Source organism: Pedobacter sp. ASV12 (assembly GCF_016429155.1).
Classification (GTDB): Bacteria; Bacteroidota; Bacteroidia; order Sphingobacteriales; family Sphingobacteriaceae; genus Pedobacter.
The window spans coordinates 1-23,541 of sequence record NZ_JAELUC010000020.1 but is presented as its reverse complement, the minus strand read 5'-3'; the positions used below and the strand labels follow the sequence as shown (position 1 = coordinate 23,541).

At 44.9% G+C, this 23,541-nt stretch carries 15 protein-coding genes; 8 read left to right on the top strand and 7 right to left on the bottom strand.

Annotation, left to right across the window (positions count from 1 at the left end):
* Positions 1–44 precede the first annotated feature (44 nt).
* Positions 45–3,809, top strand: coding sequence for a sensor histidine kinase (locus JHD69_RS07340; RefSeq protein ID WP_233165765.1), 3,765 nt, complete (start codon positions 45–47; stop codon positions 3,807–3,809).
* Here JHD69_RS07340 and JHD69_RS07335 read toward each other — a convergent pair whose 3' ends face one another.
* The gene (locus JHD69_RS07335; RefSeq protein WP_199138855.1) at positions 3,810–4,715 is read right to left on the bottom strand and encodes a hypothetical protein; all 906 of its coding nucleotides are present in this window, start codon (positions 4,713–4,715) and stop codon (positions 3,810–3,812) included.
* A gap of 225 nt (positions 4,716–4,940) precedes the next feature.
* On the opposite strand from JHD69_RS07335, the gene JHD69_RS07330 reads away from it, so the two are divergent.
* Complete coding sequence (locus JHD69_RS07330) at positions 4,941–6,482, top strand: glycoside hydrolase family 10 protein (RefSeq protein WP_199138853.1); 1,542 nt, start codon at positions 4,941–4,943, stop codon at positions 6,480–6,482.
* On the opposite strand, the gene JHD69_RS07325 is transcribed toward JHD69_RS07330, so the two are convergent.
* From JHD69_RS07325 to nagB, 4 genes are all read right to left on the bottom strand, one after another.
* Complete coding sequence (locus JHD69_RS07325) at positions 6,483–7,268, bottom strand: DUF1835 domain-containing protein (RefSeq protein ID WP_199138851.1); 786 nt, start codon at positions 7,266–7,268, stop codon at positions 6,483–6,485.
* 57 nt (positions 7,269–7,325) lie between these two features.
* Entirely contained in the window at positions 7,326–10,187 is a 2,862-nt protein-coding gene (locus JHD69_RS07320) for a M16 family metallopeptidase (protein ID WP_199138849.1), read from the bottom strand.
* A 65-nt stretch (positions 10,188–10,252) separates the two neighbouring features.
* Positions 10,253–11,401 carry an acyltransferase family protein gene (locus tag JHD69_RS07315; protein WP_199138847.1) on the bottom strand — a complete coding sequence of 383 codons (1,149 nt, stop codon included), beginning with the start codon at positions 11,399–11,401 and terminating at the stop codon, positions 10,253–10,255.
* A gap of 142 nt (positions 11,402–11,543) precedes the next feature.
* A complete protein-coding gene (nagB, locus tag JHD69_RS07310; protein WP_199138845.1) occupies positions 11,544–13,463 on the bottom strand; it encodes a glucosamine-6-phosphate deaminase in 1,920 nt (639 codons plus the stop codon).
* Between the two features lie 114 nt (positions 13,464–13,577).
* On the opposite strand from nagB, the gene JHD69_RS07305 reads away from it, so the two are divergent.
* A complete protein-coding gene (locus JHD69_RS07305) occupies positions 13,578–14,777 on the top strand; it encodes an anhydro-N-acetylmuramic acid kinase (RefSeq protein WP_199138843.1) in 1,200 nt (399 codons plus the stop codon).
* Positions 14,778–14,780: 3 nt separating this feature from the next.
* Here JHD69_RS07305 and JHD69_RS07300 read toward each other — a convergent pair whose 3' ends face one another.
* Positions 14,781–15,527, bottom strand: a complete 747-nt coding sequence (locus JHD69_RS07300; RefSeq protein WP_199138841.1) for a DeoR/GlpR family DNA-binding transcription regulator — start codon at positions 15,525–15,527, stop codon at positions 14,781–14,783.
* A 242-nt stretch (positions 15,528–15,769) separates the two neighbouring features.
* Between JHD69_RS07300 and JHD69_RS07295 the strand changes: the two genes are divergently transcribed.
* From JHD69_RS07295 to JHD69_RS07285, 3 genes are read left to right on the top strand one after another with little or no spacing between them, the layout of a single operon-like run.
* A complete protein-coding gene (locus JHD69_RS07295) occupies positions 15,770–18,877 on the top strand; it encodes a SusC/RagA family TonB-linked outer membrane protein (RefSeq protein WP_199138839.1) in 3,108 nt (1,035 codons plus the stop codon).
* Positions 18,878–18,895: 18 nt separating this feature from the next.
* On the top strand, positions 18,896–20,485 hold the full coding sequence (locus JHD69_RS07290; RefSeq protein WP_199138837.1) for a SusD/RagB family nutrient-binding outer membrane lipoprotein: 1,590 nt from the start codon (positions 18,896–18,898) through the stop codon (positions 20,483–20,485).
* Positions 20,486–20,492: 7 nt separating this feature from the next.
* Positions 20,493–21,281 (top strand): DUF4397 domain-containing protein, encoded by a 789-nt coding sequence (locus JHD69_RS07285; protein WP_233165764.1) that lies wholly within the window; start codon positions 20,493–20,495, stop codon positions 21,279–21,281.
* 66 nt (positions 21,282–21,347) lie between these two features.
* Here the strand turns inward: JHD69_RS07285 and JHD69_RS07280 are convergent, their stop codons facing one another.
* Positions 21,348–21,692 carry a hypothetical protein gene (locus JHD69_RS07280; protein ID WP_199138833.1) on the bottom strand — a complete coding sequence of 115 codons (345 nt, stop codon included), beginning with the start codon at positions 21,690–21,692 and terminating at the stop codon, positions 21,348–21,350.
* A gap of 200 nt (positions 21,693–21,892) precedes the next feature.
* On the opposite strand from JHD69_RS07280, the gene JHD69_RS07275 reads away from it, so the two are divergent.
* Both JHD69_RS07275 and JHD69_RS07270 read left to right on the top strand, forming a co-directional pair.
* On the top strand, positions 21,893–22,108 hold the full coding sequence (locus tag JHD69_RS07275; RefSeq protein WP_199138828.1) for a hypothetical protein: 216 nt from the start codon (positions 21,893–21,895) through the stop codon (positions 22,106–22,108).
* A gap of 57 nt (positions 22,109–22,165) precedes the next feature.
* Positions 22,166–23,488, top strand: coding sequence for a S41 family peptidase (locus JHD69_RS07270; RefSeq protein WP_199138826.1), 1,323 nt, complete (start codon positions 22,166–22,168; stop codon positions 23,486–23,488).
* Positions 23,489–23,541: the final 53 nt, after the last annotated feature.

The window sequence follows — 23,541 nt, the reverse complement described above, 5'->3', positions numbered from 1 at the left end:
GCTGTGCCTAACGCATTGCTTTGGCATGGCCAAGGCAATGCGCTTTGATAAATACCCTAACTAAATTAAACTTTAACGTGAGTATTGGAGGTAAAATTAGGTTTCTGTTATTGATTTTGGGCCTTTGCTGTATTGTAACGGCATTGTCGCTCGATAATTCGATTACCCAAACCGATCTCCTTTTGCACGAAGCCGGCGAGCTGCAGCGTAACCTTTCGGCCAAAGAACGCATTGTACAGCAGTATCTTTCCGATCCGGAGAAGCTAGCCGAACTCCAATCGCTGTATAAAGACGACAAACTTGCCGTTAAATTCATTAACGATTACCGCGAACAGGGTATCAACGTGCTGGTTTACCAGAACGGCATCCTCGATTTTTGGAGCTCTGCCAAGGCCTTTCCGGCCAATGTAGAGCGTTTAAAGGAAGGTACTTCATTTAGTCAGCTGTCTAACGGCTGGTATGAACTGATCAAAAAAACGGTCGATGATCATATTTTTGTTTTCCTTATTACCGTAAAAACACAGTTCAGCATTGAGAACCAATACCTCAAAAACCAGATCGCGCCTGAGCTTTTTGCCAATAACAGCCTAGACCTGGCCACTTTTACGGACAAAGACATTACCGAGATTTTCAACATCCACAAGGAATACCTTTTTCCGGTCAAGCTGAGCGAAGAATACTCTAAAAATATTTACAGCACCATTCAGCTTTGGCTTTGGATAACCGGCCTGCTCAGCATCTGTATCTTTGTCAATTCGTATTGCTCGTGGCTAGCCAAAAGGGGCTTTATTTTATCAGCTACCTTGGTGCTTGCCATTTTTTTTACAGCCGTAAGGCTTACCGACTTGCAGTTCTTTTGGTTTAACCACCAGTTTAACCTCGAAATCTTCAGCCCATCCATTTATGCAGAAAGCGATTTTTTGCCCTCCCTGGGCGATTTGTTGCTGAACGTGCTTGCCATTACCTGGGTCTCGCTTTTTGTGTACGTGCATCGCTATAAGTACCATTTCCCCAAAGGCATAACCCAGAGCAGGCTTTTTGGCTATCTGTTTCATATCCTGGCCTTATTGGTATTGGCTTATATCGGTTTTTTGGTTGACGATGTGTTTTTTGGCCTGATTTATAACTCAAAGATCAACTTTGATATCACCAATATCATCAACATGGGCTGGATCAGCTGGACAAGTATCTTCATTCTCTGTCTGGTCTGGTTTAATGTTTATCTGCTGGTTAATGTCATCATCGAGCTGAGCAAGCAGTTCCATTTTAACAACCGCGAACGCCTTTTTATTTTCCTGGCTTTGCTGGCCGTTTATTTTGTGTACAAGGTCATCGACGATTTTAATGTTTTCTTCCTGGTATACGCGCTGTTCATTTTTATCATTGCCTGGAACGGCTATATACAACATCGACGGTTTTCTATCGGTATTTTTGCCACTTTGTTCCTGTGCATGGCTTTTTTAACCGCCATTAAATACATCAAATACATCGATATCAAGGAAAGGGGCATCAGGGCCACCATTGCCGAGAAGCTTCCTTATTCAGACGATCCGAAAGTTATCAATTCGATTGATAGCTTTGAAAAAGGTGTCTCGTCCGATTCGCTGGTGGTCGACTATTTTAAACGCCCATTGCTTAGTCAAACCAACAGTTTCCACAATTACATTGTTAAAAGGTACCTCGATGGTTATTTGTCGCGCTTCGATTACAGGATGTACGAGTATAACAACCAGGATTCGACCTTGAAAAAGGAAGAAGTAATTCCCTTTTCGAAGTTTAGGGACCTGGTAAGGTCGGGTGCAGTAAAAGTACAGGAAACAGAATTTGCCTATCGCATTAACAATACCTTTGGCTTTCAGAGCTATTTTTGCATTATTCCGATCCTCGAAGGCAAAAACCTGTTGGGCAGTATGGTGATCGAACTCAAGTCGCAGCCTTATGATTCGAATAGCCACTTCCCTGAATTGCTAATAGACGGCAAGCTTAAAAGCGATGAGGACTTTAGCGATTATTCATTCGCATTTTATAAAGACAACAAGCTTTACGGCCAGTCGGGTACCTACACCTACGACATGGTTAACCAGGATTTTAAGGGGAGCATTGGCAAGGTCGAATTTTTGAATGAGGATACGGCCGATGGAACCAGCTATAGCCATGCCATCTATAAGCCAGATGCCTCGAAACTGATTGTCATTACCAAGAGCAAAATTCCTTATGTAGTGCGCTTGGCTACTTTGTCTTTCTTTTTTCTGGTATTTATCTTGTTTGGCATCTTGCTGTATGTTTTTATGTGGCTGGTCAAAAACATCAACAGTAACCAGGGAGGCTGGTTCAGCCTTAATCGCTACCTGATGATCAATGCCAATAAGATTCTTTATAAAACCCGCATCCAGTTCTCCATTGTGTTGTCGGTTGTGGCCACCTTGCTTATTGTGGGTTGGACTACCTTCTTTTACATCAAAGACGAATACCTGAAGCAGCAGGAGGGGGCTATCAGAGAAAAGCTGAGGAAAGTACAGCTTTCTTACGAGCGCCAGATCTTGAACAGCGGCATGCTTAAGAAAGATGCCGAGGCCGAATCGGCATTTAGCCAGTTTGCCGATGTGAACGCGTCGTTCCTGAACCTTTACCTCACCAATGGCGATTTATACCTTACCTCTTTGCCAAAAATGTACAATTATGGTATTTTGGGCCGGAAAATGGCCTCCAAAGCCTATATTGAACTACACCTGAAGCAGCGCTCAGAATATTTGAATACTGCAGAAAGAATAGGCAATTTCAAATATGCGGCAGCCTATGCGCCGATCCGTAATGCACAGAATCAGACCGTTGCCTACATCGGCATTCCGTATTATTCGAACGAAGAAGATTATGAAGCGAAAATAGGTTTGTTTATCAATACACTGATCAACATCTATGCTTTGGTATTCGTGCTTATTGGCGTATTGGCGGTGTTTTTGGCCAACCAGATCACCAACCCGCTTACTTTTATACAAGAGAGCATCAAAAAGACCAAACTGGGTCAGAAGAACCAGCCCATTGTTTGGCATCGGCAGGATGAAATCGGGTCTTTGATTAAAGAGTATAATAAAATGATTGCCGCCCTGGAGGCGAGTGCCAATAAGCTGGCCCGCTCCGAACGAGAAAGTGCCTGGCGCGAAATGGCCAAACAGGTGGCGCACGAAATCAAAAACCCGCTTACACCCTTAAAATTGGGCGTTCAGCTGTTGGAAAAATCATGGAAGGAAAAAGATCCCAATTTTGAGAAAAAGTTTGCGAGCTTCAACAAATCTTTCGTAGAGCAGATTGATAGCTTGGCTACCATTGCCTCAGAGTTTTCGAACTTTGCCAAAATGCCCGATACCAAGCTCGAAAACCTGGAGCTGTTGCCGGTTATCGAACAGGCTATTGCGGTATTCAATACGGCCGATAATATAGAGATTGCGGTAATTAACCGTACCAATAAAAACATCGTGGTTTTAGGAGATAAGGACCAGTTGCTGCGTACCTTCAATAACCTGCTTAAAAATGCGATAGAAGCCTCGGAAGGCCGCGAAAGATGTGCCATCAAAATACACCTCATCAACGACGAAAAAAAGGTTTACATCGAAGTTGAAGACAATGGCAAAGGCATAGATCCGAGCCTGCAGCATAAAATCTTCGTGCCAAACTTTACCACCAAATCGTCGGGTACAGGTCTGGGCTTAGCCTTTGTTAAACAGGCCACAGAGAATGCGGGAGGAACAATAGAGTTTCGGTCGGAAGTAAATAACGGAACTACGTTCTACTTCAGCTTCCCTTTGGTTTAGCTATTTGAGTACGATCTGGTCTTTGCCCATCACAAAGCCATCGGCATAAAGAATAACGGCATAGGCGCCTTTCATAAACTCTTTTGGATTGGTCCAGTCGATTTTATAAGCCGTATCGTCATCGTTGTACGAAATCTCGATGGCGCTGCTATACTGCATCTGTTGTCCGTCGGCTTCAAACAGGTTGTTGCCATTGGCAATGAGGTTGCCTGCCGGATCAAATACACGAAGATAGATTTTATGGTAGTTTTTTTCGGCCAGGGTATTGGGCGCAATAGAAAAGTCGATCACCAGCTTTTGGGCTGTGCTGGCTCGGGTTACCTCTACCAGGCGGCCGCTGCTTTTGACCTTAAATGCGGTAATGTTTATTTTGGCCGCCTTTAAGGCGGCCCCCACCTTTACTTTTGCGCTCAGGTTTTCGTTTTCGCGCTCTAGGCTTTGTGCTTTTTGGTTAATGGCGTTGGCGGTGTTCTTCAGGCTGTCGCGCTCTGATTTAAGGTAAGAGTTCTCTTTTTCGAGCCTGATGATCTGGTCGTTATAGTTCTTTACAAATTCCCTCAACTCTTTTACCTGTGCCTGCGCCTTGTCAAGGTCGCCCTGGGTGAGTTCGCCCTTTTGCAAGGCCAGCTTAAGTTCGGCTATTTTTTCGCGGGCCAGCTTCTGTTCGTGCTGCAGTTTTTCGCTCAGGCTTACATTAATGGCATTTACGCGGTCTAATTCTACTTCTATTTTTTCAACCTCGAGTTTAAGCCGGTCTTTTTCGGTGTTTACGGTAACAAAACGGCTGCTTTGCTGTTTGTCTTTGAAATAGAGATAGGCGTTGATGCCCAAGAGCGCGGCGATAACAACAACCAAAAAATAGACCTTATTCCTATCAACTTTATTTACGGGATCCTGATTCTGCATAGTCATTAATTTTTACTGACATCAAAGCGAAGGCAATAAACTTTAATTTAATTTTCATTTTACGGGGAGGCTAACATAGTATAAAAAAATGAAAAGCTTAAATTTGCAATGTTTTTGTATCAGATTTTTTAGAAAAAACCGTTTACTTATAAAGTTTAACACCAAGGTGTACCTTTACGACTACAAAATTTAAACCGAACATATTTGCTATTACCAAACCAAATAATGAATAAAAGCCCTTTTATTGCACTTTTACTTTCATTAGTAACCTCATTTTCCCTAACAGCGCAAACTACCACAAAAATTACTCCAAAACGAGAGTTTAGAGGTGTGTGGGTAGCTACCGTAACCAATATCGACTGGCCCTCAAAGCCAGGCCTTTCCGTTGATCAGCAAAAGCAAGAGCTGATAGGTATTCTGGAGCAACATAAAAAGAACGGAATTAATGCGATAATGTTGCAGATCAGGCCTACGGCAGATGCACTTTATGCAAAATCGCGCGAGTTGTGGAGCCACTGGCTGATGGGCAAGCAGGGATTGGCGCCTACGCAAGACTATGACCCCTTAGCATTTGCCATTAAAGAGGCTCATTTAAGGGGCATGGAACTGCACGCCTGGTTTAATCCCTATCGTGCCACCATGAGTGCCAATGCAGTAACCAGTCCAGAACACATTACCCGAAAACGGCCCGAGCTGTTCTATACCTACGGCGGCCAGAAGCTGTTCGACCCGGGATTGCCCGAAGTGCGGGACTATATTACGCAGGTAATTTTAGACGTAGTGAAAGAGTACGATATTGATGGCGTACATTTCGACGATTATTTTTATCCCTACCGCATTGCCGGACAAACCATTAAAGACAGTGCAACTTTTGCCAAATACCCGAACGGATTTACCAATATAGACGATTGGCGCAGAAACAATGTAGACCTGCTGATTAAAATGGTGAACGACAGCGTGCATCATTATAAAAAATACGTAAAGTTTGGCGTAAGCCCCTTTGGCATTTGGCGCAACTACCGAGAAGATACGTTAGGCTCTAAAACCAATGGCCTTTCCAATTACGGAGAGCTTTATGCCGATTCGAGGAAATGGATTAAAGAGGGCTGGGTAGATTATATCAATCCGCAGATTTACTTTACGTTTAGCCGTCAGGCGGCACCTTTTGGCGTGCTGCTCGATTGGTGGAGCAATAATACTTATGGCAGGCACCTCTACATTGGGCAGGCGGCCTATCTGGTGCACGGCATGCCTTCGAGGCAGGAAGCTGCCTGGGGCAAGCTCAGCGAAATTCCTAACCAGATCAGATACATCAGGGCCAACAACCGCGTGCAGGGCAGCGTATTTTTCAGTTCCAAATCGCTTTCTACTGTAGCTCGGGCGGTTGCCGATTCATTGCGCAACGATTTGTACAAATATCCGGCCCTGCCACCACAAATGCCTTGGCTAGACGATGTGATGCCTAACCAGCCACAAAACCTGACTGCCGAAGCCGAAGCGGAGGGCGTAAACTTGAAATGGACGAAGCCTTTAAAGGCCAAAGATGGCGAAACGGCGTCGGGCTACGTGGTGTACCGCTTTGAAGAAGGCGAGAAAATCTCCATTTTGGATGCCAAAAACATCGTGCATATTAGTTTTGAAGATTTTACTTTTTACCTGGATACCAATGTGGAAAAGGGTAAACGCTACAATTATTTGGTCACGGCACTGGATCGCTTAAAGAACGAAAGCGAGCCAAGCGGACCGGTTGGCATACAAGCCAAGTAATTAAGATGTTAGGGTTGCCGTCATCTTGCCTTTGCTTTGCAATTGGTTTAAGATGTGGCCTAACTGTAAATCGGTGAGCCCATAAATGGGTTCCCTTTCTCCAAAGGCCTGATAGATTGCGGGTTTGCTGTATGTACCCGAATCAATGATTTCGAGCAGTGTTTTTTCGATGTGGTTGAGACCATCGGGTGTTTGTGGAAAACGTAGCAAGTGTGCCTGCAGTGCTTTTCTGAGCAAAAGCAATTGGCCAAAATCACGATTAAGGAAGGCTTCGAGTTGTTCAGGGTTATTTTCTACATAGAATTGCCAAGCCTCGCTGGCAAGGGCCAGGTCGCTTTGGTGCAATTTGATCCGGCTGGCCCATAAACTAGCCAGCTGTTGCGGGTTAAGCTCGCCCAGGCCCTTAAAATTAGGCATGCCGTCGAAATGGTCTGGACAGATCAGGTAGATGCCGGGCAATTGTTTGGCCGATTGATGGAGGATGTTTAAAATACAGCTCAGGTTGATTTGGCAAAGCAAATCGTACTCGAACCAAAGCACAAGTTCGTTGTACTGGCCAAGATGGTTTAACTTCTCTATTTCGGCAAGTACTTTTTGTTGGTAGGCAGTGGTTGTTTCGCCATAAGTTTCACTGATCCATTTGGCCCGGGTTGGCCAGAGATCGGTTGTTGAAACAGGTCCTTCGGATAAAATTTCGCGCCAGACCAAAACGTCGCCTTTTAAGGCTGTTTGCTCAAAAATGTGCCGGGTAGCATCGCCGTTTAAAATATGTAGTGTGCTGTTCATGGCCAAAAAGAAAAGGGGTGTATGGCCTGAAACTATACACCCCTTGTAATTTTACGATTATTTCTCTGGAACCAATACCAGGCGGATATAATTATCGCCACTGAGGTATTTTTGCGCCGAAGTTTTGGTGCTGGCTACGGTTACGCTGTTTACGCGGTCTTTGTCGCTCAATACCTGCTCAAGGCTTTCGCCATATTTGAGGCGGTTAGCCAGGTAGCTTAGCCAGAAACCGTTTTCCCTGAGGCTCAATTCTTCTTGCCTTAGTTCTTCCGATTTGAATTTTTTGATATCCTCTTCGGTAGCGCCATTTTGCCTGAACGAGTTCACCTCGTCTAGTGCAGCATTGATCAGCTTGTCTACATTAGCCTTGGCACAGTTGAAAGAGATGGTGAAATAATAATGCGCTGAAGGGTATTTTTCTACGCTGAGCTGTACGCCCGGACTGTAAACACCGCTTTCCTTTTCGCGCAAACGCTCTAGGATTTTGATTTCCAAGGCACTTTTTAAGGCTTCTAACTGTGTGTTGTTATCAGCATTATAATCGTAATCGCCATGGAAATACAATTGTACGGTGGCTTTGTCTTCCAGGCCTTTGTATACGGTTTTGCTTACTTTGCCTTTTGGCGGATTAAGGCCAAGGTCTACAAAATTTTCGTTCCTGTTCAATGCTGGCAGGCTGGCCAAATAAGTCGTAAGAAAGGGCTTTATTTTTTCAACGTCAAAATTCCCGACAAAAACAAAGGTTTGTCCGCTTGCATCGGCAAAACGGTCTTTGTAAAAGGCAAAGGCCTTGTCAAGCGAGATGTTGTCGATGTCTTGCAGCGTAGTTGGCATGCCCCTCTTGTTGTAATTGGACATTACCGCTTGTACGGTATCTGCGTATACGCTGGTTGGGCTACTGTTTTTGTTGGCTGTAATTACCTTAAAATCGCTGATGTTCTTATTGAATATTTCAACGTCTTTGCGCGGATTGGTGGCATAGGCATAAATCAGCTGGAATGCGGTTTCGAGGTCCTTAGGTGTGCTGCTACCCGAAAATCCTTGATATTCTGAATTGATGTAGGCACTGGCCGATACCGCCTTGCCAGCCAGGTATTTGGTGAGCTGGGTAGGGTTAAACTCGCCTACGCCGCTTTGTGCAATAAGGTTGGCGTTTTCGGCCGACTGATAATCGTTATTGCTGGCCAGCGACGAGCCACCTTTGGCAAAGGAGTAGAAAATAACCTGGTCGTTTTTAAAATCGGTAGGTTTAAGCACCACTTTTACGCCGTTGCTTAGGGTTAGGCTGGTAACGCCCACTTTGTCGTTTTTGCTTTCGCTTACAATTTTGCCTGCAGCTGGCTTAGTGGCCAAAAGCGGTTTGTTTACCGCATTGTCTACATAAGGTTTTACGTTGTTGCCCGCATTTTTAAGCACAGCGAGCAATTGAGCCTCGGTTGGGAGGTCTTTGGCCTCTTTTTCTGGAGCCTGTACCACGATTACCTGATTGGTTTGGGTAACCAGGCTTTTGGCCATGGCATTAACTTCTGCCAAGGTTAGGCTTTGAAGTATTTTTTTGGTTTCATTATAATTATAATCGGCCGATGGCATGCTGGCGCCAACCAGGAAATTTTCCAGGTATTGGTTTACATAAACCGCCGATTTGGTTTTGTCTTTTTCCTTGTACTGCTTTTCTATGCCTGCTTCTACTTTTTTCTTTACGGTTTCGAACTCGCTGTTGGTGAAGCCGAATTTGGCCATGCGTTCGTTCTCTGCCAGGGCGGCGCTCAGGGCATCTGCCAATCCGCCAGCGGTTTTAGCTACTGCGATGGTTTGAAGTGCGCTGATGCCCCAAACCAGGCCTCCTTGGTAAGGAGCGTAGTTGCTTTGCGCAAACAAGAAAGGTGCATTGCCTTTTTGGGTAATTTCCTGCAAACGGGCCCCCAGCATGTTATTGATCATGCTTTGGATCAGGTCGTTTTTGAAATCTGCGGTCGTTTTTGTAGGGCCTTCGTGGTGTTTATAAATAACCTGGGCTACGTTGTAAGGCTGCTCTTTGTCGGTAACGATTTTGACCAAGGGCTGTACATTGTCTGGCAAATCGTAGTTGAGCCTTGGTTTGGCATTTTTAGGATTGCTGAGGTCAGAAAAATTGGCTTTGATCAGGTTTTCTACCTCGTTTACATCGAAATCGCCTACAGCAATAACGGCTTGAAGGTTTGGCCTATACCAATCGGCGTAGAAAGAACGGATTTTATCGTGGGTAAAGTTGTTCAAAATATCAACCTTGCCAATCGGGATGCGTTTTTCATAGCGCGAGTTGGCCAACAGAAAAGGCAACAGCTGGTTGCTGATCCTTTGTTGGGCATTTTTGCCACGTTGGCGATCTTCTTCAATAATAACGCCCCTTTCGCTGTCGATGTCGGCACCGTTCATGCTTACTTTTCCGGCCCAGTTGGCCAAGATTTTGAAGCCGGTTTTGAAAACCTCGATGCTGTCTGTTGGAATTGGTAATTGGTAAACGGTTTGGTTAAAGCCAGTATAAGCATTCAAATCGGCACCAAAACGAACGCCCGCCTTTTGCAGGTAATTGATGATTTCGTTTTTTGGAAAATCCTTGGTGCCGTTAAAGGCCATGTGTTCGGTAAAATGCGCCAAACCCTGTTGGTCGTCGTTTTCCATGAGCGAACCTATTTTGTTGGCCAGGTAAAGTTCGGCTCTTTTTTTAGGTTCGGTATTTTTACGGATGTAATAGGTTAATCCGTTAGGCAACTTGCCAATTTTTACATTGGGGTCGTTGGGGATCAAGGCGCCTGTTGAGGCCTTTTGTACGGTTTTAGCCGCTGGTTTTTTGGCCGGTGCTTTTTGCTGGGCAATTGCTGGCTGGGCAAATAGCAAGGCTACCAGCCCCCATGTCAGAATTTGATGGTGGTTTTTCATGGCTTGTTTTATAAATTTAGTCAAGTAACGCGTTCATTACATTAGTAGCGTTTGGGTCTTAATAGTTACACCTTAATGATAATATTCTTCTTGTACATGATCCAAAGGATAACGTACCAGAATAGGATGAAAACAATTGCATAAGCCAAGGAAGCATTGATTGGCGAAAAATAGGGAGGAAAGAATTTTTGATAAAACCAGCTCAATGCGCCCAGTTTGGAGCCGTCGGCCATATCGATTTTGATCATGTTGAACAAGCGCGGCGTTAATCCGGTTAAGAAAAACACCGTTATGGCATTTACCCCATAAACCACAAAAGGCTTGGTAAAGCGGTTGTATTGGTTAATGTCTATAATCCAGTAGGATAGCGCCAGGCCAATGGTGGCCAATCCGCCGGTATACAATACATATGAGCTTGTCCAGAGCGATTTGTTGATCGGGAACTCAAGGTCCCAAAGCAACCCGGCCATTACGCACAATAAGCCGGTAGCGAATAACCAAGCCACTTTAGTTGCCGCTTCAACATCTCTGCGTTTCAGGTAAACACCAACCAATACTCCAAACAAACAGGTGCCAACGGCTGGCAAAGTACTCAAAATGCCTTCTGGATCCCAGGTCTTAGCCGATTTCCACAAATGAGCTTCGGTTAACAGCGTGCGGTCTAACCAAGCGCCCAAGTTGGTTTCTTTTTCCAGATTGGCAGGTCCAAAATCAGGAACTGGTACAAACATCATCAACGCCCAATAGGCAACGAGGATCAAAATAATGGTCCTGAAAATGCTTTTTTCCGATTGCTTGAGGAAAATCAGGGTCGAAATAAAGAAAACAACCGAAATGCGTTGCAATACGCCTGGTATGCGCACATGCTTTAACGATTCGACGAGGTTAAAATCTTGGAAATTCCTGGGGAAAATAGCCAGGATAAAGCCCAGTGCAAAAAGAGTGAGCATCCGCCTGAAGGCCTTTTTGAGGAGTTGCCCGTGGCTTTTCGGATCGGTTTTCTTGCTGCCCATGGCATAGGCGATAGAAACCCCTACAATAAAAAGAAAAAAAGGAAATACCAGGTCGGTTGGCGTACAGCCGTTCCATTCGGCATGCTCTAGCGGCGCATAAATATGCCCCCAGTCGCCGGGATTGTTCACTAAAATCATGGTGGCTACGGTAAGGCCACGAAAAAAATCGAGCGACAATAGCCGCTGGGGTTTGGTTTCCATTTTTTGAAATTTATAAATAAGGAGATTGAGAACTAATATAGATAAATTCCAAAAAAAAACATCCGAAGTTTTAGATGCCGGTAGCAAATAACTCTTCGGATGTTAGGCTTGCGAAGTTTTTAAAACTTCGCAAGTATGGTTTCTAGAACTTATACCTTACAAAAGCTTCCATGGCTTCGTAATCGGCAAGGCCTAAACTATCATAAGCTTTGGCGGTTTCCCTGTTTCTGTCTTCGGCCCTTTGCCAAAACTCCCTGGCATCGTCGCCCGGAAACACGGCCCTGTCTTTTTGCGACTGGTGCTTAAAGATGGCAAATTTCTTGCGCTCCACTTCTTGCGGGCTCAATGGTACGGCCATTTCAATTTCGTAGGTTTCAAATTCAAGCCAAGCACCACGGTACATCCACAACCAGCAGTCTTTTACCCATGCCTCGGTTTTTTGCAAACGCCTTAAAGCTTCGAGTATAATGTTGAAGCAAACAATATGCGTACCGTGCGGGTCTTCAAAATCACCGGCTGCAAAAACCTGGTGAGGCTTTATTTTCTGCAACAGCTCCATGGTCAAAATCACATCGGCTTCGGTAACCGGGTTCTTTTGGTTTTTGCCGCTTTCGTAAAAAGGCAAGGCCATGAAATGGATATGGTCGTCTTCCAAGCCGCAATAACGGGCGCCTGCAATGGCTTCGCCTTTTCTGATCAGGCCTTTTACGCTTTGTATTTCTGGCGTATCGATCTGGTTGGGTTGTTTTTGCTCAATAAACTTGCGCATTTTGTCGTAAACCTCTTTCATTGCCGGCTGATCGATACCCATTCTTTCGGCAAAATCGATGTTGAACTCCATAAAGCGCAGCACATCGTCGTCCCAAACGGCTGTATTGCCCGAAGTTTGGTAGGCTACGTGCACATCGTGGTGCTGATCAACCAAGCGGATAAACGTACCGCCCATCGAAATCACGTCATCGTCAGGATGCGGCGAGAAAATAACCACCCTCTTTTTGGCAGGCTCGGCCCTTTCTGGCCTTTGGCTATCGTCGGCGTTAGGTTTTCCTCCCGGCCATCCGGTAATGGTATGTTGCAGCTTGTTGAAAATATGGATGTTGATGTTATAAACCGGACCTTTTTCTAGGGCCAGCTGGGCCATGCCGTTGTTGTTGAAGTCGTCTTCGGTGAGTTTAAGTACCGGTTTGCCCAAGGTATTGGCCAGCCAAATCACTGCTTTTCTGGTTAGTTCTTCTGTCCATACACAGTCTTTTACCAGCCAAGGCGTGTCAAAACGCGTCAATAGGCAGGCGGCATCTTCGTCTAAAATAAACTCTACGTTATCAGAAAGCTGCAGGTAGGTAGCCGGTACATCACTCGACATTTCGCCCTCTACGGCTTTTTTAATGATGGGTGCTTTTTTCTTGTTCCAGGCCATGAGTACAATCTCACGAGCCTTAAAAATGGTGCCGATACCCATGGTAATGGCTTTGGTTGGTACAAAAGATTTGCCGCCAAAGTCTCTGGCTGCATCTCTGCGGGTCAAATCGTCTAAGGTAACCAGGCGTGTTCCAGAGTTTGGCGCCGATCCCGGCTCATTAAAACCGATGTGGCCCGTACGTCCAATACCTAAAATCTGGATATCCAAACCGCCCAATTCTCCGATTTTTCGTTCGTAATCTAAACAGAACGCCGGAATTTCTTCCAGTTTCAGGGTGCCATCCGGAATATGTACGTTTTTCTTTTCGATATCGATATGATCGAACAGGTTTTCGTTCATAAAGGTTACATAGCTCTGCGCGGCATTGGGTTGCATCGGGTAATACTCGTCCAAATTGAAGGTAATTACATTTTTAAAGCTCAAACCTTCTTCTTTATGCAGGCGCACCAGTTCGGCATAAACGCCAATTGGCGTAGCGCCGGTAGCCAGGCCCAGAACGGCCGGTAAGTTGTTTTTTTGTTTTTCCTTAATGATGTTCGCAATGCGATTGGCTACGTTTAAGGATGCTTCTTTCGGGGTTTTGAATACGGTAACAGGTAGTTTTTCGAACCTCGTTTCTTCTAAAAGATTTAATCTTGCCATTAATCTGTGTTGTTTAGTGAACGGAGCAGTAAATATATAGAGTATTTTTAAAAAGCGTGACAAAATTTACTGCGAATACGTTTGCGCTATTTACCTTTATCGAAATTTAATGCCATGAATCCACAGCTTGCCCGCCTTTATCAGATTGCCCAGCAACAAGAACGCAAAATCATTGGCCTCATGTCGGGTACTTCGCTCGATGGCCTCGACATTGCGCTTTGCCTGTGCAGTGGCAGCGGCCGGCAAGCAGCAGTCGAGGTGCTTCATTTTATCACTTTGCCTTATACCGATGCGTTTAAGGCCGACATCAAAAGCGTTTTTTCCAGAAAAGATGCCGATTTGGAAAAGGTATGCCTGCTTAATGAGCTGGTGGGCCTCAGGCATGCCGAAATGGTTTTGGAAGCTTTAAGCCAATGGGGAGTAAAACCCGAAGCGGTAGATGCCATTGCCAGTCATGGGCAGACTATTTTTCATGCGCCCCAATCGCTGCATGGGCAAGCGGGCTATCCGAATGCCACTTTGCAAATAGGGGATGGCGATCATATTGCCGTTAAAACAGGCATCATTACCCTTGCCGATTTTAGGCAAAAACACTTGGCTGCCGGTGGCGAAGGTGCGCCCTTGGCTGTATATGGCGACTACTTGATTTTTTCGGCAACAGGCGAAGACAGGCTCATGCTGAACATTGGCGGCATTGCCAATTTTACCTATCTGCCAGGCGATAAGGATGCCGGCAAAGTGTTTTCTACCGATGTTGGCCCAGGCAATACGCTGATGGACCAATACATACAGCGGCATTATCCGGGCTTGTATTACGATCAGGATGCGGCCATTGCCAAAAGTGGCAAAGCAGATAAAAAACTTCTGGAAGCTTTGCTCGACAATAAGTTTTTCGATGCCGATTTCCCCAAAACCACAGGCCCAGAGTTGTTCAGCATGGCTTACCTATTAAAGGCCCAGGCGCAAAGCAATACTTCAGGTTTGTCCCACGAAGACGTATTGGCTACGCTTTGCCATTTTTCGGCCCAAGGAATTGTACAGGCGGTAAAAAAAACAACAGGTTCGGTGCAAGGTCTACGTATCATCATGAGCGGGGGAGGGCTGCACAATCCTTTATTGGTGCAGCTCTTAAAAGAAGCTTTGCCAGAAGTGCGTTTTGGCACCACCGATGAGTTGGGCATTCATCCAGATGCCAAGGAAGCCGTGTTGTTTGCCTTGCTGGCCAACGAAACCCTGGCAGGAGAACCGATCAATTTCGGGCCTCGCGAAGGCGTACCCTCGGTGTGCATGGGCAAAATCTGCCTGCCCGCCTAAAGGTTATAGAATCTGTAGCGATTTGGCCGTATAATTGGCCAATTGTGCATCTTTCGCTTCGAGTTCGGTAACCAAATAGTCTATATTTTCTAAAGAAGCCACCTTTAGCCTTAAAGAAATATTCAGTTTTTCGGAAATGCACAGTACGGCCGATTTCCTGGAACAGCTGAGCATTGTTTTTTTCAACTGGTTGATTTCCCAATCGGTATCGGTAAGGCCATCTAGTGGATGTAGCGCACTGGTTCCCATCAGGCACAGGTCGGCGTTAATCTCGGAAAGCTGATTGATGACGTGTCCGCCATAGGTAATTTGCGAATTTTTGGAAAAGAGCCCGCCAATCAGGATGACTTCGATGCGGGCATATTTGGCCAGTTCTACAGCTACCAGCGGACTAATGGTAAAAAAAGTGGCCTGAAGGCTCTCCGGCAACTGCTTAACCAGCTCTATAATGGTAGTTCCGCCACCAGTAAGCACCACCATGCCATCTTTAATAAGCGAAATTGTTTTCTTGGCGATGGCTATTTTGGCTTCTTTGGCGTAAACGGTACTGTCGTCAAAAGAAGAGTGGTACGATTTGGAAAGCGCGCCGCCATGCACCTTATACAGCAGGTTGTCGTCTGACATTTCCTGTAGGTCTCTCCTGATGGTGTCTTCAGAAACATTGAGCAGTTGTACCAAGTCTGACGTGAGCACCCTGTTATGCAGGTTGATCTGGCGCATGATGAAATCGTGTCTCTCTTTTTTTAACATAGGTTTTTGCTGTTTGGACTAGTAAAGATATAAATATATGAAAATAAAAATATCCTGCGGGTTTTTGCTGGTTTGTGCAATAATAGTTTGCAGAACCTTATCAAAATAGTTACTTGTTTTCTTTTTTTACTGAAAAACATTTATCATATTTACTTGACAATTGTTATTTTGCGTGTTACTGCGTGTTTTCGGCAAGATAAAAAACAACAACAAAACTTAAATTATTAACCAAATTGGCGTTTATGAAAAAAAAACTACTCATGCTGTTTTTGGGCACGTTTTTGTTGGCTATTCAAGTAATGGCTCAGCAAATAACGGTTACGGGAAAGGTAACCTCTACAGAGGATAACCTGCCTATTCCGGGTGCTACGGTAAAGATCAAAGGAACAGAAACAGCCGTGCAGACTAGTCCGGCGGGGATGTACTCGATCAAAACCAAACAAGGAGATGTACTTCAATTCATCTATTTGGGCTTAACAACCCAAGAAAAAACAGTGGGCTCAAGCACTGTAATCAACGTAGCTTTAGTTCCAGATTCTAAATCACTTAACGAAGTTGTGGTAACAGCTTTGGGACAAAAGGTGTCTAGAAAATCTCTAGGTACCGCACAACAGGAGGTAAAAGGCCAGGATTTGGCCAATACCCAAAGAGAGAACTTTATCAATGCCCTGCAAGGCAGGATTGCCGGGGTAGAGGTAACCAGCTCTTCGGGCGTACCCGGCGCATCAACCTCGATTACCATCAGGGGTGTGAGCTCGATCAGTGGCAGCAACCAGCCGCTATTTGTGGTAGATGGTTTGCCAATCGACAACAAAACGCTGAATACTTCGGCTTTCTATTCGGATAACAGCTCGAACACGGCATTTTCTAATAGAGGTGTCGATTTTACCAACCGTGCTGCCGATATCAACCCTGAAGACATTGAGAGCTTAGTGGTATTGAAAGGCCCTGAGGCCGCCGCGCTTTATGGTATCGATGCCGCCAACGGGGCCATCGTTATTACGACCAAAAGAGGTAAGGCAGGCAAAGGTTCAATTAACTATAGCAACAGTTTCCGTATCGAAAAAACCAGCAGCCAACCAGAAATCCAAGGCGTTTATGGTCTGGGCACTGGTGGCGTAGCCAGTGCAGGTACCCTACAGTACTTTGGTCCGGCCTATGCGCCTGGAACAGTGCTGTACAACAATATCGACGGCTTTTTCCAAACTGCGCTTACCCAAAAGCACAACTTGTCTTTTGATGGGGGCAGCCAAGATGTAACCTATCGTATCTCGAGTTCTTACACCGACCAAAACGGTGTAGTGCCAAATTCAGACTATGAGCGTTTTACCTTAAATGGTTCAACCAATGGCAAAATAAACGATTGGTTAAAAGTAGACCTTTCTATGAACTATACTTATGCAGTGAATAACCAGCCTTTTAAAGGCTCGGGCGGTCCGCTAATTGGTTTGTTGCTTTGGCCGCAAGAAGACAATGCCAAAGATTACCTTACGCCAGCAGGTACCAGAAGAAGGTTTACTACAGCAACAGATTTGACCTCCGAAATAGAAAACCCTTATTTTAATATCAATAAGAATAAAATCAACTCGATCCAGAACAGGATCACTTCTAACTTCGGGTTTACCGTTACGCCGGTAAAATGGCTGAACTTAAAATCTAACATCGGTTTTGATGTGTACAACAACAGAAACCTTTTGTTAAGCCATCCAGAGAGCTCTAGGGGCTTTAGCCGCCAGGGTATTTTGGATATCGCGAACGATAATACGCGAAACGTGAACATCCAAAACTTGTTGAACCTGACTTCGCAAAAAATCACCAGCGATTTGTCTATCGACGCTACTTTGGGTAATGCTATTCAAGATTTGAAATCTTCTATCGATTCGCAATATGGCGAAGGCTTTTTAGATCCGAATTTCGTGTCTATCAACAATACTACGCCAACCTTAAGGAACGCAAAATCGACAATCACGCAACGAAGATTGTTCAGTTTGTTCGGAAGAGCGACCTTAAATTATAAAAACTACCTTTATTTAACCGCAACTGGCAGGAACGACTGGACTTCTACCATTCCGATCGGGGCTAACTCATTCTTCTATCCTTCGGTATCGGCAAGTTTTGTGTTTACTGATGTGCCGGCATTTAAAGATGGCTTAAGCAAGATTTTTACTTCTGGTAAAATCAGGGCCGCCTTTGCCAATGTAGGTAAAGATGCCAGGCCTTATTCTTACGTGCCTTCGCTAGAGAGCAAAACTACGGTGGGCGGCGGTTTTGGTTATGGCTTTACGGGCCCTAACTTGGATTTGAAGCCAGAGTTTGCAAGTTCTTACGAGCTGGGTACCGAATTGGCCTTTTTTAACGATCGTTTGGGCTTAGACTTTACGGTTTACCGCAAAGAAACTTCAGACCAGATTGTAAACGATATCAGGGGCAGTTATGCAACAGGTTATGTGTTATTTAACCTTAACGGTGCCAAAACCCGTAACGAAGGTATCGAGGTTACCGTAAGAGGTACGCCAATCAAGACCAAGGATTTCAGCTGGAACGTATTGACCAACTTCGAAAGTGCAAAAGGTACGGTATTGGCCCTGCCAAACTCACTGCCCGAGTCTTACGTATCTGATACTTGGGTGTATGGCAACGTGAGAAATGGTAACTCGCCAGGCTATTCTACCCGTTCGCTAACCGGTTATTTCTACTTGAGAAACAACAATGGCGATATTTTGATTAACCCTGCAACCGGTTTGCCGGTAAGGTCTTCTATCTTTATTCAGGGCCCTGGAAAAGGATACGACAGACAGCCAGATTTTTCTATCGGTATAACCAATACCTTTACCTACAAAAACTTCTCTTTGTCTTTCTTGTTAGACATGAGAAAAGGTGGCGATGTGCTAAATGCCACACAACATTACTTGACCCAAAAAGGCTTGAGCATGATGACCCTAGACCGATTGAATCCTAGGATCGTAAATGGTGTATTGCAGGATGGAAAAGAAAATACGGCCAATCCAACCAAAAACAACATTGTGGTAACACCTTTCTATCAAAACAGTTATTATAGCGGTATGAGTGAAGAGCTGTTCATTGAGAAAAACATCAACTGGGTTCGTTTAAAAGACGTAACCTTGCAATACAGGCTGCCACAAACTTTGTTGAGCAAGCAGAAGTTTGTTAAAAACGCAAGCGTTTTTGTTACCGGTACAGACTTGTTCCTGATTACCAACTACTCTGGTTTAGATCCGGTAGTAAATGGTAACACTGCAGCGGTAGGTGGATCTGGAGCTTCAGGTATCGATTATGGTAACTTCCCTATTCCTATCGGTATCAACTTCGGTGTTAAAATTGGTTTATAATTAGGAGAGCATTAAAACATGAAAAAATTATTCATAACATTTACAGTGGCTGGTCTTATTGTTCTTAGCGGATGTAAGAAGTTTTTGGATGTCAATACCAATCCAAATGCGCCACAGGTGGTAGAAGCCAACCTTTATTTGTCGCCAATGTTGCATTGGATGGCTACTGCACCTCAATACGACGGTATCTATATAGGCCGTTATACCCAAAACTTTGCTTCTGTTTCATCGGGCGACCTTTGGGAGAAAATGGGGCATAACCAAGGCGGTAGTTCGCCAGACCAAGGCGGACAGATCTGGAAAACAACGTACTACGATTTTGGCCAAAACTTGGTTGATATGACCAACAAGGCCGAAAAAGAACAACGTTGGGATTTGTTGGGCGTAGCTCAGATCTTAAAGGCCTGGGGCTGGCTAACAGCCACCAACTGCAATGGTGAAATTATTATTAAGGAAGCCATTGATGCCAGCAGAACTTCGTTCGATTATGATACACAGGATTTTGCCTACCAAGAAACACTCAGGCTGATCAATGCGGCTATTGTTAACCTGAACAGAACCGATGGTGGCGTAAACGAAGGCTACCTGGGCAAAACAGACTTTGTATACAAAGGCAAAAGAGCGCAATGGATTAAGTTCGCGAATGGTTTAAAAGCCATGACCTTGAACCAGCTTTCTAACAAATCGGCTTTGTATAAACCCGATGATGTCATTGCCGCTGTTGATGCTTCGTTTGTAAGCAATGCAGATGATGCCTTGATCCCGTATGCCGGTAGTGCAAATGACGATGCCAACTTTCTTTCGGCAACCCGAAATAATATTGGTAGCTTAAGGCAAACCAAGTTTATTGTAGCCCTGATGGATGGTACCCAGTATGGTGGCGTGGTTGATCCTCGCATGAGCAGGATGCTGGCACCAGCACCCGATGGCGTTTACAGAGGCCTGGAGCCAACTTTCGGTACAGGAGCCTTAACAGCCTCGCAACAACCGCTCAACCTTTGGGGGTATACTACACAGGCTTTGGCCAACGCCACTACCACCACGCCGGCAAGATATTTGTTTGCGCGTAAAAACAAGTTCCCGATCATGACTTATGCGCAGCTACAGTTTGTTAAAGCAGAAGCCGCCTACAAAAAAGGAGATAAGACTACGGCCTTGAATGCCTATAAAAATGGCATTTCGGCGCATATCGATTTTGTAAATGCACGTAATACCGACGATGGGCAAACGCCAACACAAATCAGCGCAGCCGAAAAAACAGCCTATCTTTCGTCAACTGCAATTGTTCCGGCACTGCCAAGCAGTCTTACGCTTTCGCAGATCATGTGCCAGAAGTATATTGCACAATGGGCTTGGGGCCATGTTGAGCAATGGATGGATTTGAGGAGGTATCATTATACCGATATTGATCCGGCCACCGGTAACCAAGTGTTTACAGGTTTTGCAGTGCCTTTGGTTTTGTTCTCAGAAAACAACACCAAAGTGGTACAAAGGATGCGTCCGAGATACAATTCAGAATACGTTTGGAACAGAAACGGACTAAACGCGATTGGAGGCTTGGCTACAGATTATCAAACTAAAGAAATGTGGGTAACAATTCCTCAATAATTAGATTATGAAAAGAAACTATATATTAATAGCAGTACTTCTGCTATCCACCATAATTTATTCTTGTAAGAAGAATGCTGTGCAGGACATTTCGAGCCCTATAAGCGGCGCGCAGATCAAATTCTTCAATTTTGGTTTAAATAGTCCGGTGGTTAACTTTTATGCCAATAATACCAAGGTTTCGGCGGCTTCTTCAACTACGGGTACAGAAAGTGCTACTACAGGCGTAGCCTTTGCAGCGGTATATCCAGCTACCAATGCCTATGCCATTATTACGCCAGGTACCTACGACCTGAAGGCGAAACGCCCAAGCACTTCTACGGTAGATCCAGATCAGGTGATTGCTTCGATCAGCTCTACCTTGGCCGATGGCAAAAACTATTCGCTGTATACTTCGGGCTTGTATAACACCACGACTAAAACCACTGATGTGTTTGTGGTGGAAGATGCTTTGCCGGCTATCGACAGCTCTGCGGCGTATGTACGCTTTGTACATGCCTGCTACAATGCCAACGCCTTCACTTTTATCATGAAGAATACCACAACCGGCATAGAAACCGTTGTAGCCCCGAGTGTTTCGTATAAGAGCGCATCTGCGTTTTTCAGGATTCCAACGGGTGTTTACGACCTGATTTTGCGCTATCCAAGTGCACCTACTACCAATGTTGTAGTCAGAACAGCCGTGAGTGTAATCAAGTCGAACACCTACTCTTTCAGTTTAAGAGGGGATATAACCCTGCCTTATACGGGTTCGGCAACCAATAGGCCTTTTATAGATAATACACCTAATAGGTAATAACCCTGTTGTTCCTTACAAAAAAAGCCACTCCAATAGAGTGGCTTTTTTTGTAAGCGCTTAAGATCAATAGCAGTTGGCCATAATGGTAAAGCCCGGAGTGTCTGCATCGATTACAAAAGTCATCGAGCCAGTAGAAGTAGTTACCTGATGGATGAAAGGCGGACTGCAAGGCGTGCCTGCCGATACCACAATGTAATTGCCATAAGGCACATCTGTAGAACCTTGTGTATCTACGGCGGTAATGTCATAATAAACGTTGGTATCGGTATTTTGGATGGTTGCCGAACCGCCGTGCCCCGAAAAAGAGCTTATTTCGAGATAAACAGAGCCCGTGGTAAATTGGCCTTTAAAAGAACTCAATGCAAAAAATGCGAATACTGCTGCCAAACTGAGAAATAGTTTTTTCATAATAATTAAATTTTAGTGAGGGATTAGTTACCTGCTTAAATTTACTAAAATATCTAAACTATTGATGTTCAGTTTTTTGACATTTTAAACAGGGTTGATTTTGTTAATTTTTAATTAACAAACATTGCTGGGCCAGCCTTAACAATTACTTGCGTGTATTCATAAATATTTAATACTTTTGCATTCCAAAGTATTATCCAATGGCAAGCTTTACCCTTACTCCCGAAACCTGGCAAAAAGTTAAAATCAAATTTTTGAGGAAGTACCGCGAATTGGCGCAGGCCGATCTTGCGTTTGTGCCAGGACAGGAAGACCAACTGGTGCAGCAACTCATGCAATTGGTTAACAGAGACAAAAGCTATATCGAATTTACAATCCGCAAAGCCTTGGCCGATCCCAACGGCAACCGGTTATAGCATCGTTTTTAATTTCCTCTGCTTTTTTGTAAGTTTACCTTTATTTCACATTGGTAGATGAAGAAAACTAGGGTATATATTCTGTTGTTGGTTGTGTTGTTGGCCTCGTTAACGATGGCTTTCCGGGAAGACTTGTTCTTGGTTTCTAAGAACCTCGATATTTTTGCTTCGCTGTACAAGGAAATCAACATCAACTATGTAGAAGAAACTAATCCTGCTGATTTGATGCGCAACGGCATCGATGCCATGCTGGGCGGATTGGATCCCTATACCGAGTACATTCCCGAATCGGAGATCGAAGATTATAAGCTCAAATATGTAAGTACGCAATACGGTGGCATCGGTATCGGCACCTTAAACATTGAGGGCAAGCTGTATGTAAACGAAATCAGCGAAAACAATCCTGCCTACAAACAAGACATCAGGCCGGGCGACCAGATTACCAGGATCAATAATGTAGAGGTTCAAGGCAAAGACCGCAACCAGGTTAGCCAGTTGATGCGCGGCCCCAAAGGCTCGGCAGTAAGCCTGGTGATTATCAGGGAAGGTACAGTACTCAACAAAACTTTAACCCGTGAAGAAATCAAACAACCCAATGTTTCCTATTCGGGCATGCTCGACGGACAGATCGGCTATATCCGCCTAGACAAGTTTTTGGAAAATTCGGGGCAGGAGGTAAAAGATGCCCTCGAAAACATCAATAAGGAAAAGCCTAAAGGCCTGATCCTCGATTTAAGGAACAATGGCGGGGGCATATTGCAGGAAGCTGTTAAGATTGTAAACCTTTTTGTAGGCAAAGACGTGTTGGTGGTTACCCAAAAGGGAAGAAATCCAGAAAAAACAGTCGCTTATAAAACCGTCAGCGAGCCTATCGCTCCAAATCTACCGCTTATTGTGCTGGTCAATAATGGTTCTGCTTCAGCCTCTGAAATCGTAGCCGGCGCTTTGCAGGACTTGGATCGGGCAATTGTTGTTGGCCAGCGCAGCTTTGGCAAAGGCCTGGTGCAGCAAACATTCAGCCTGCCTTACAACAGCTTGGTCAAAGTTACGGTAGCTAAGTATTATACACCATCCGGCAGATGCATCCAAGCCTTGGATTATGCACATAAAGACCAGAATGGAATGGCCGAAAAATTTGCCGACTCAGTAATGAAAGCTTTCGATACCAAAGCGGGCCGTACAGTATATAATGGCAACGGCGTATATCCCGATGTTTTTGTGGCGCCGGTCAAATACAGTCCGATTACTATTTCCTTGGTGAGCAAGAACCTGTTCTTTGATTATGCCAATAGTTATAAAAAGGCAAATAAAACGGTGCCCAATGTGAAAACCTTCCAGATTAGCGATGCTGATTACAACCTGTCTCTTATACACATCTAAAAGGGGGGGGGGGGGGGGGGGGGGGGGGGGGGGGGGGGGGGGGGGGGGGGGGG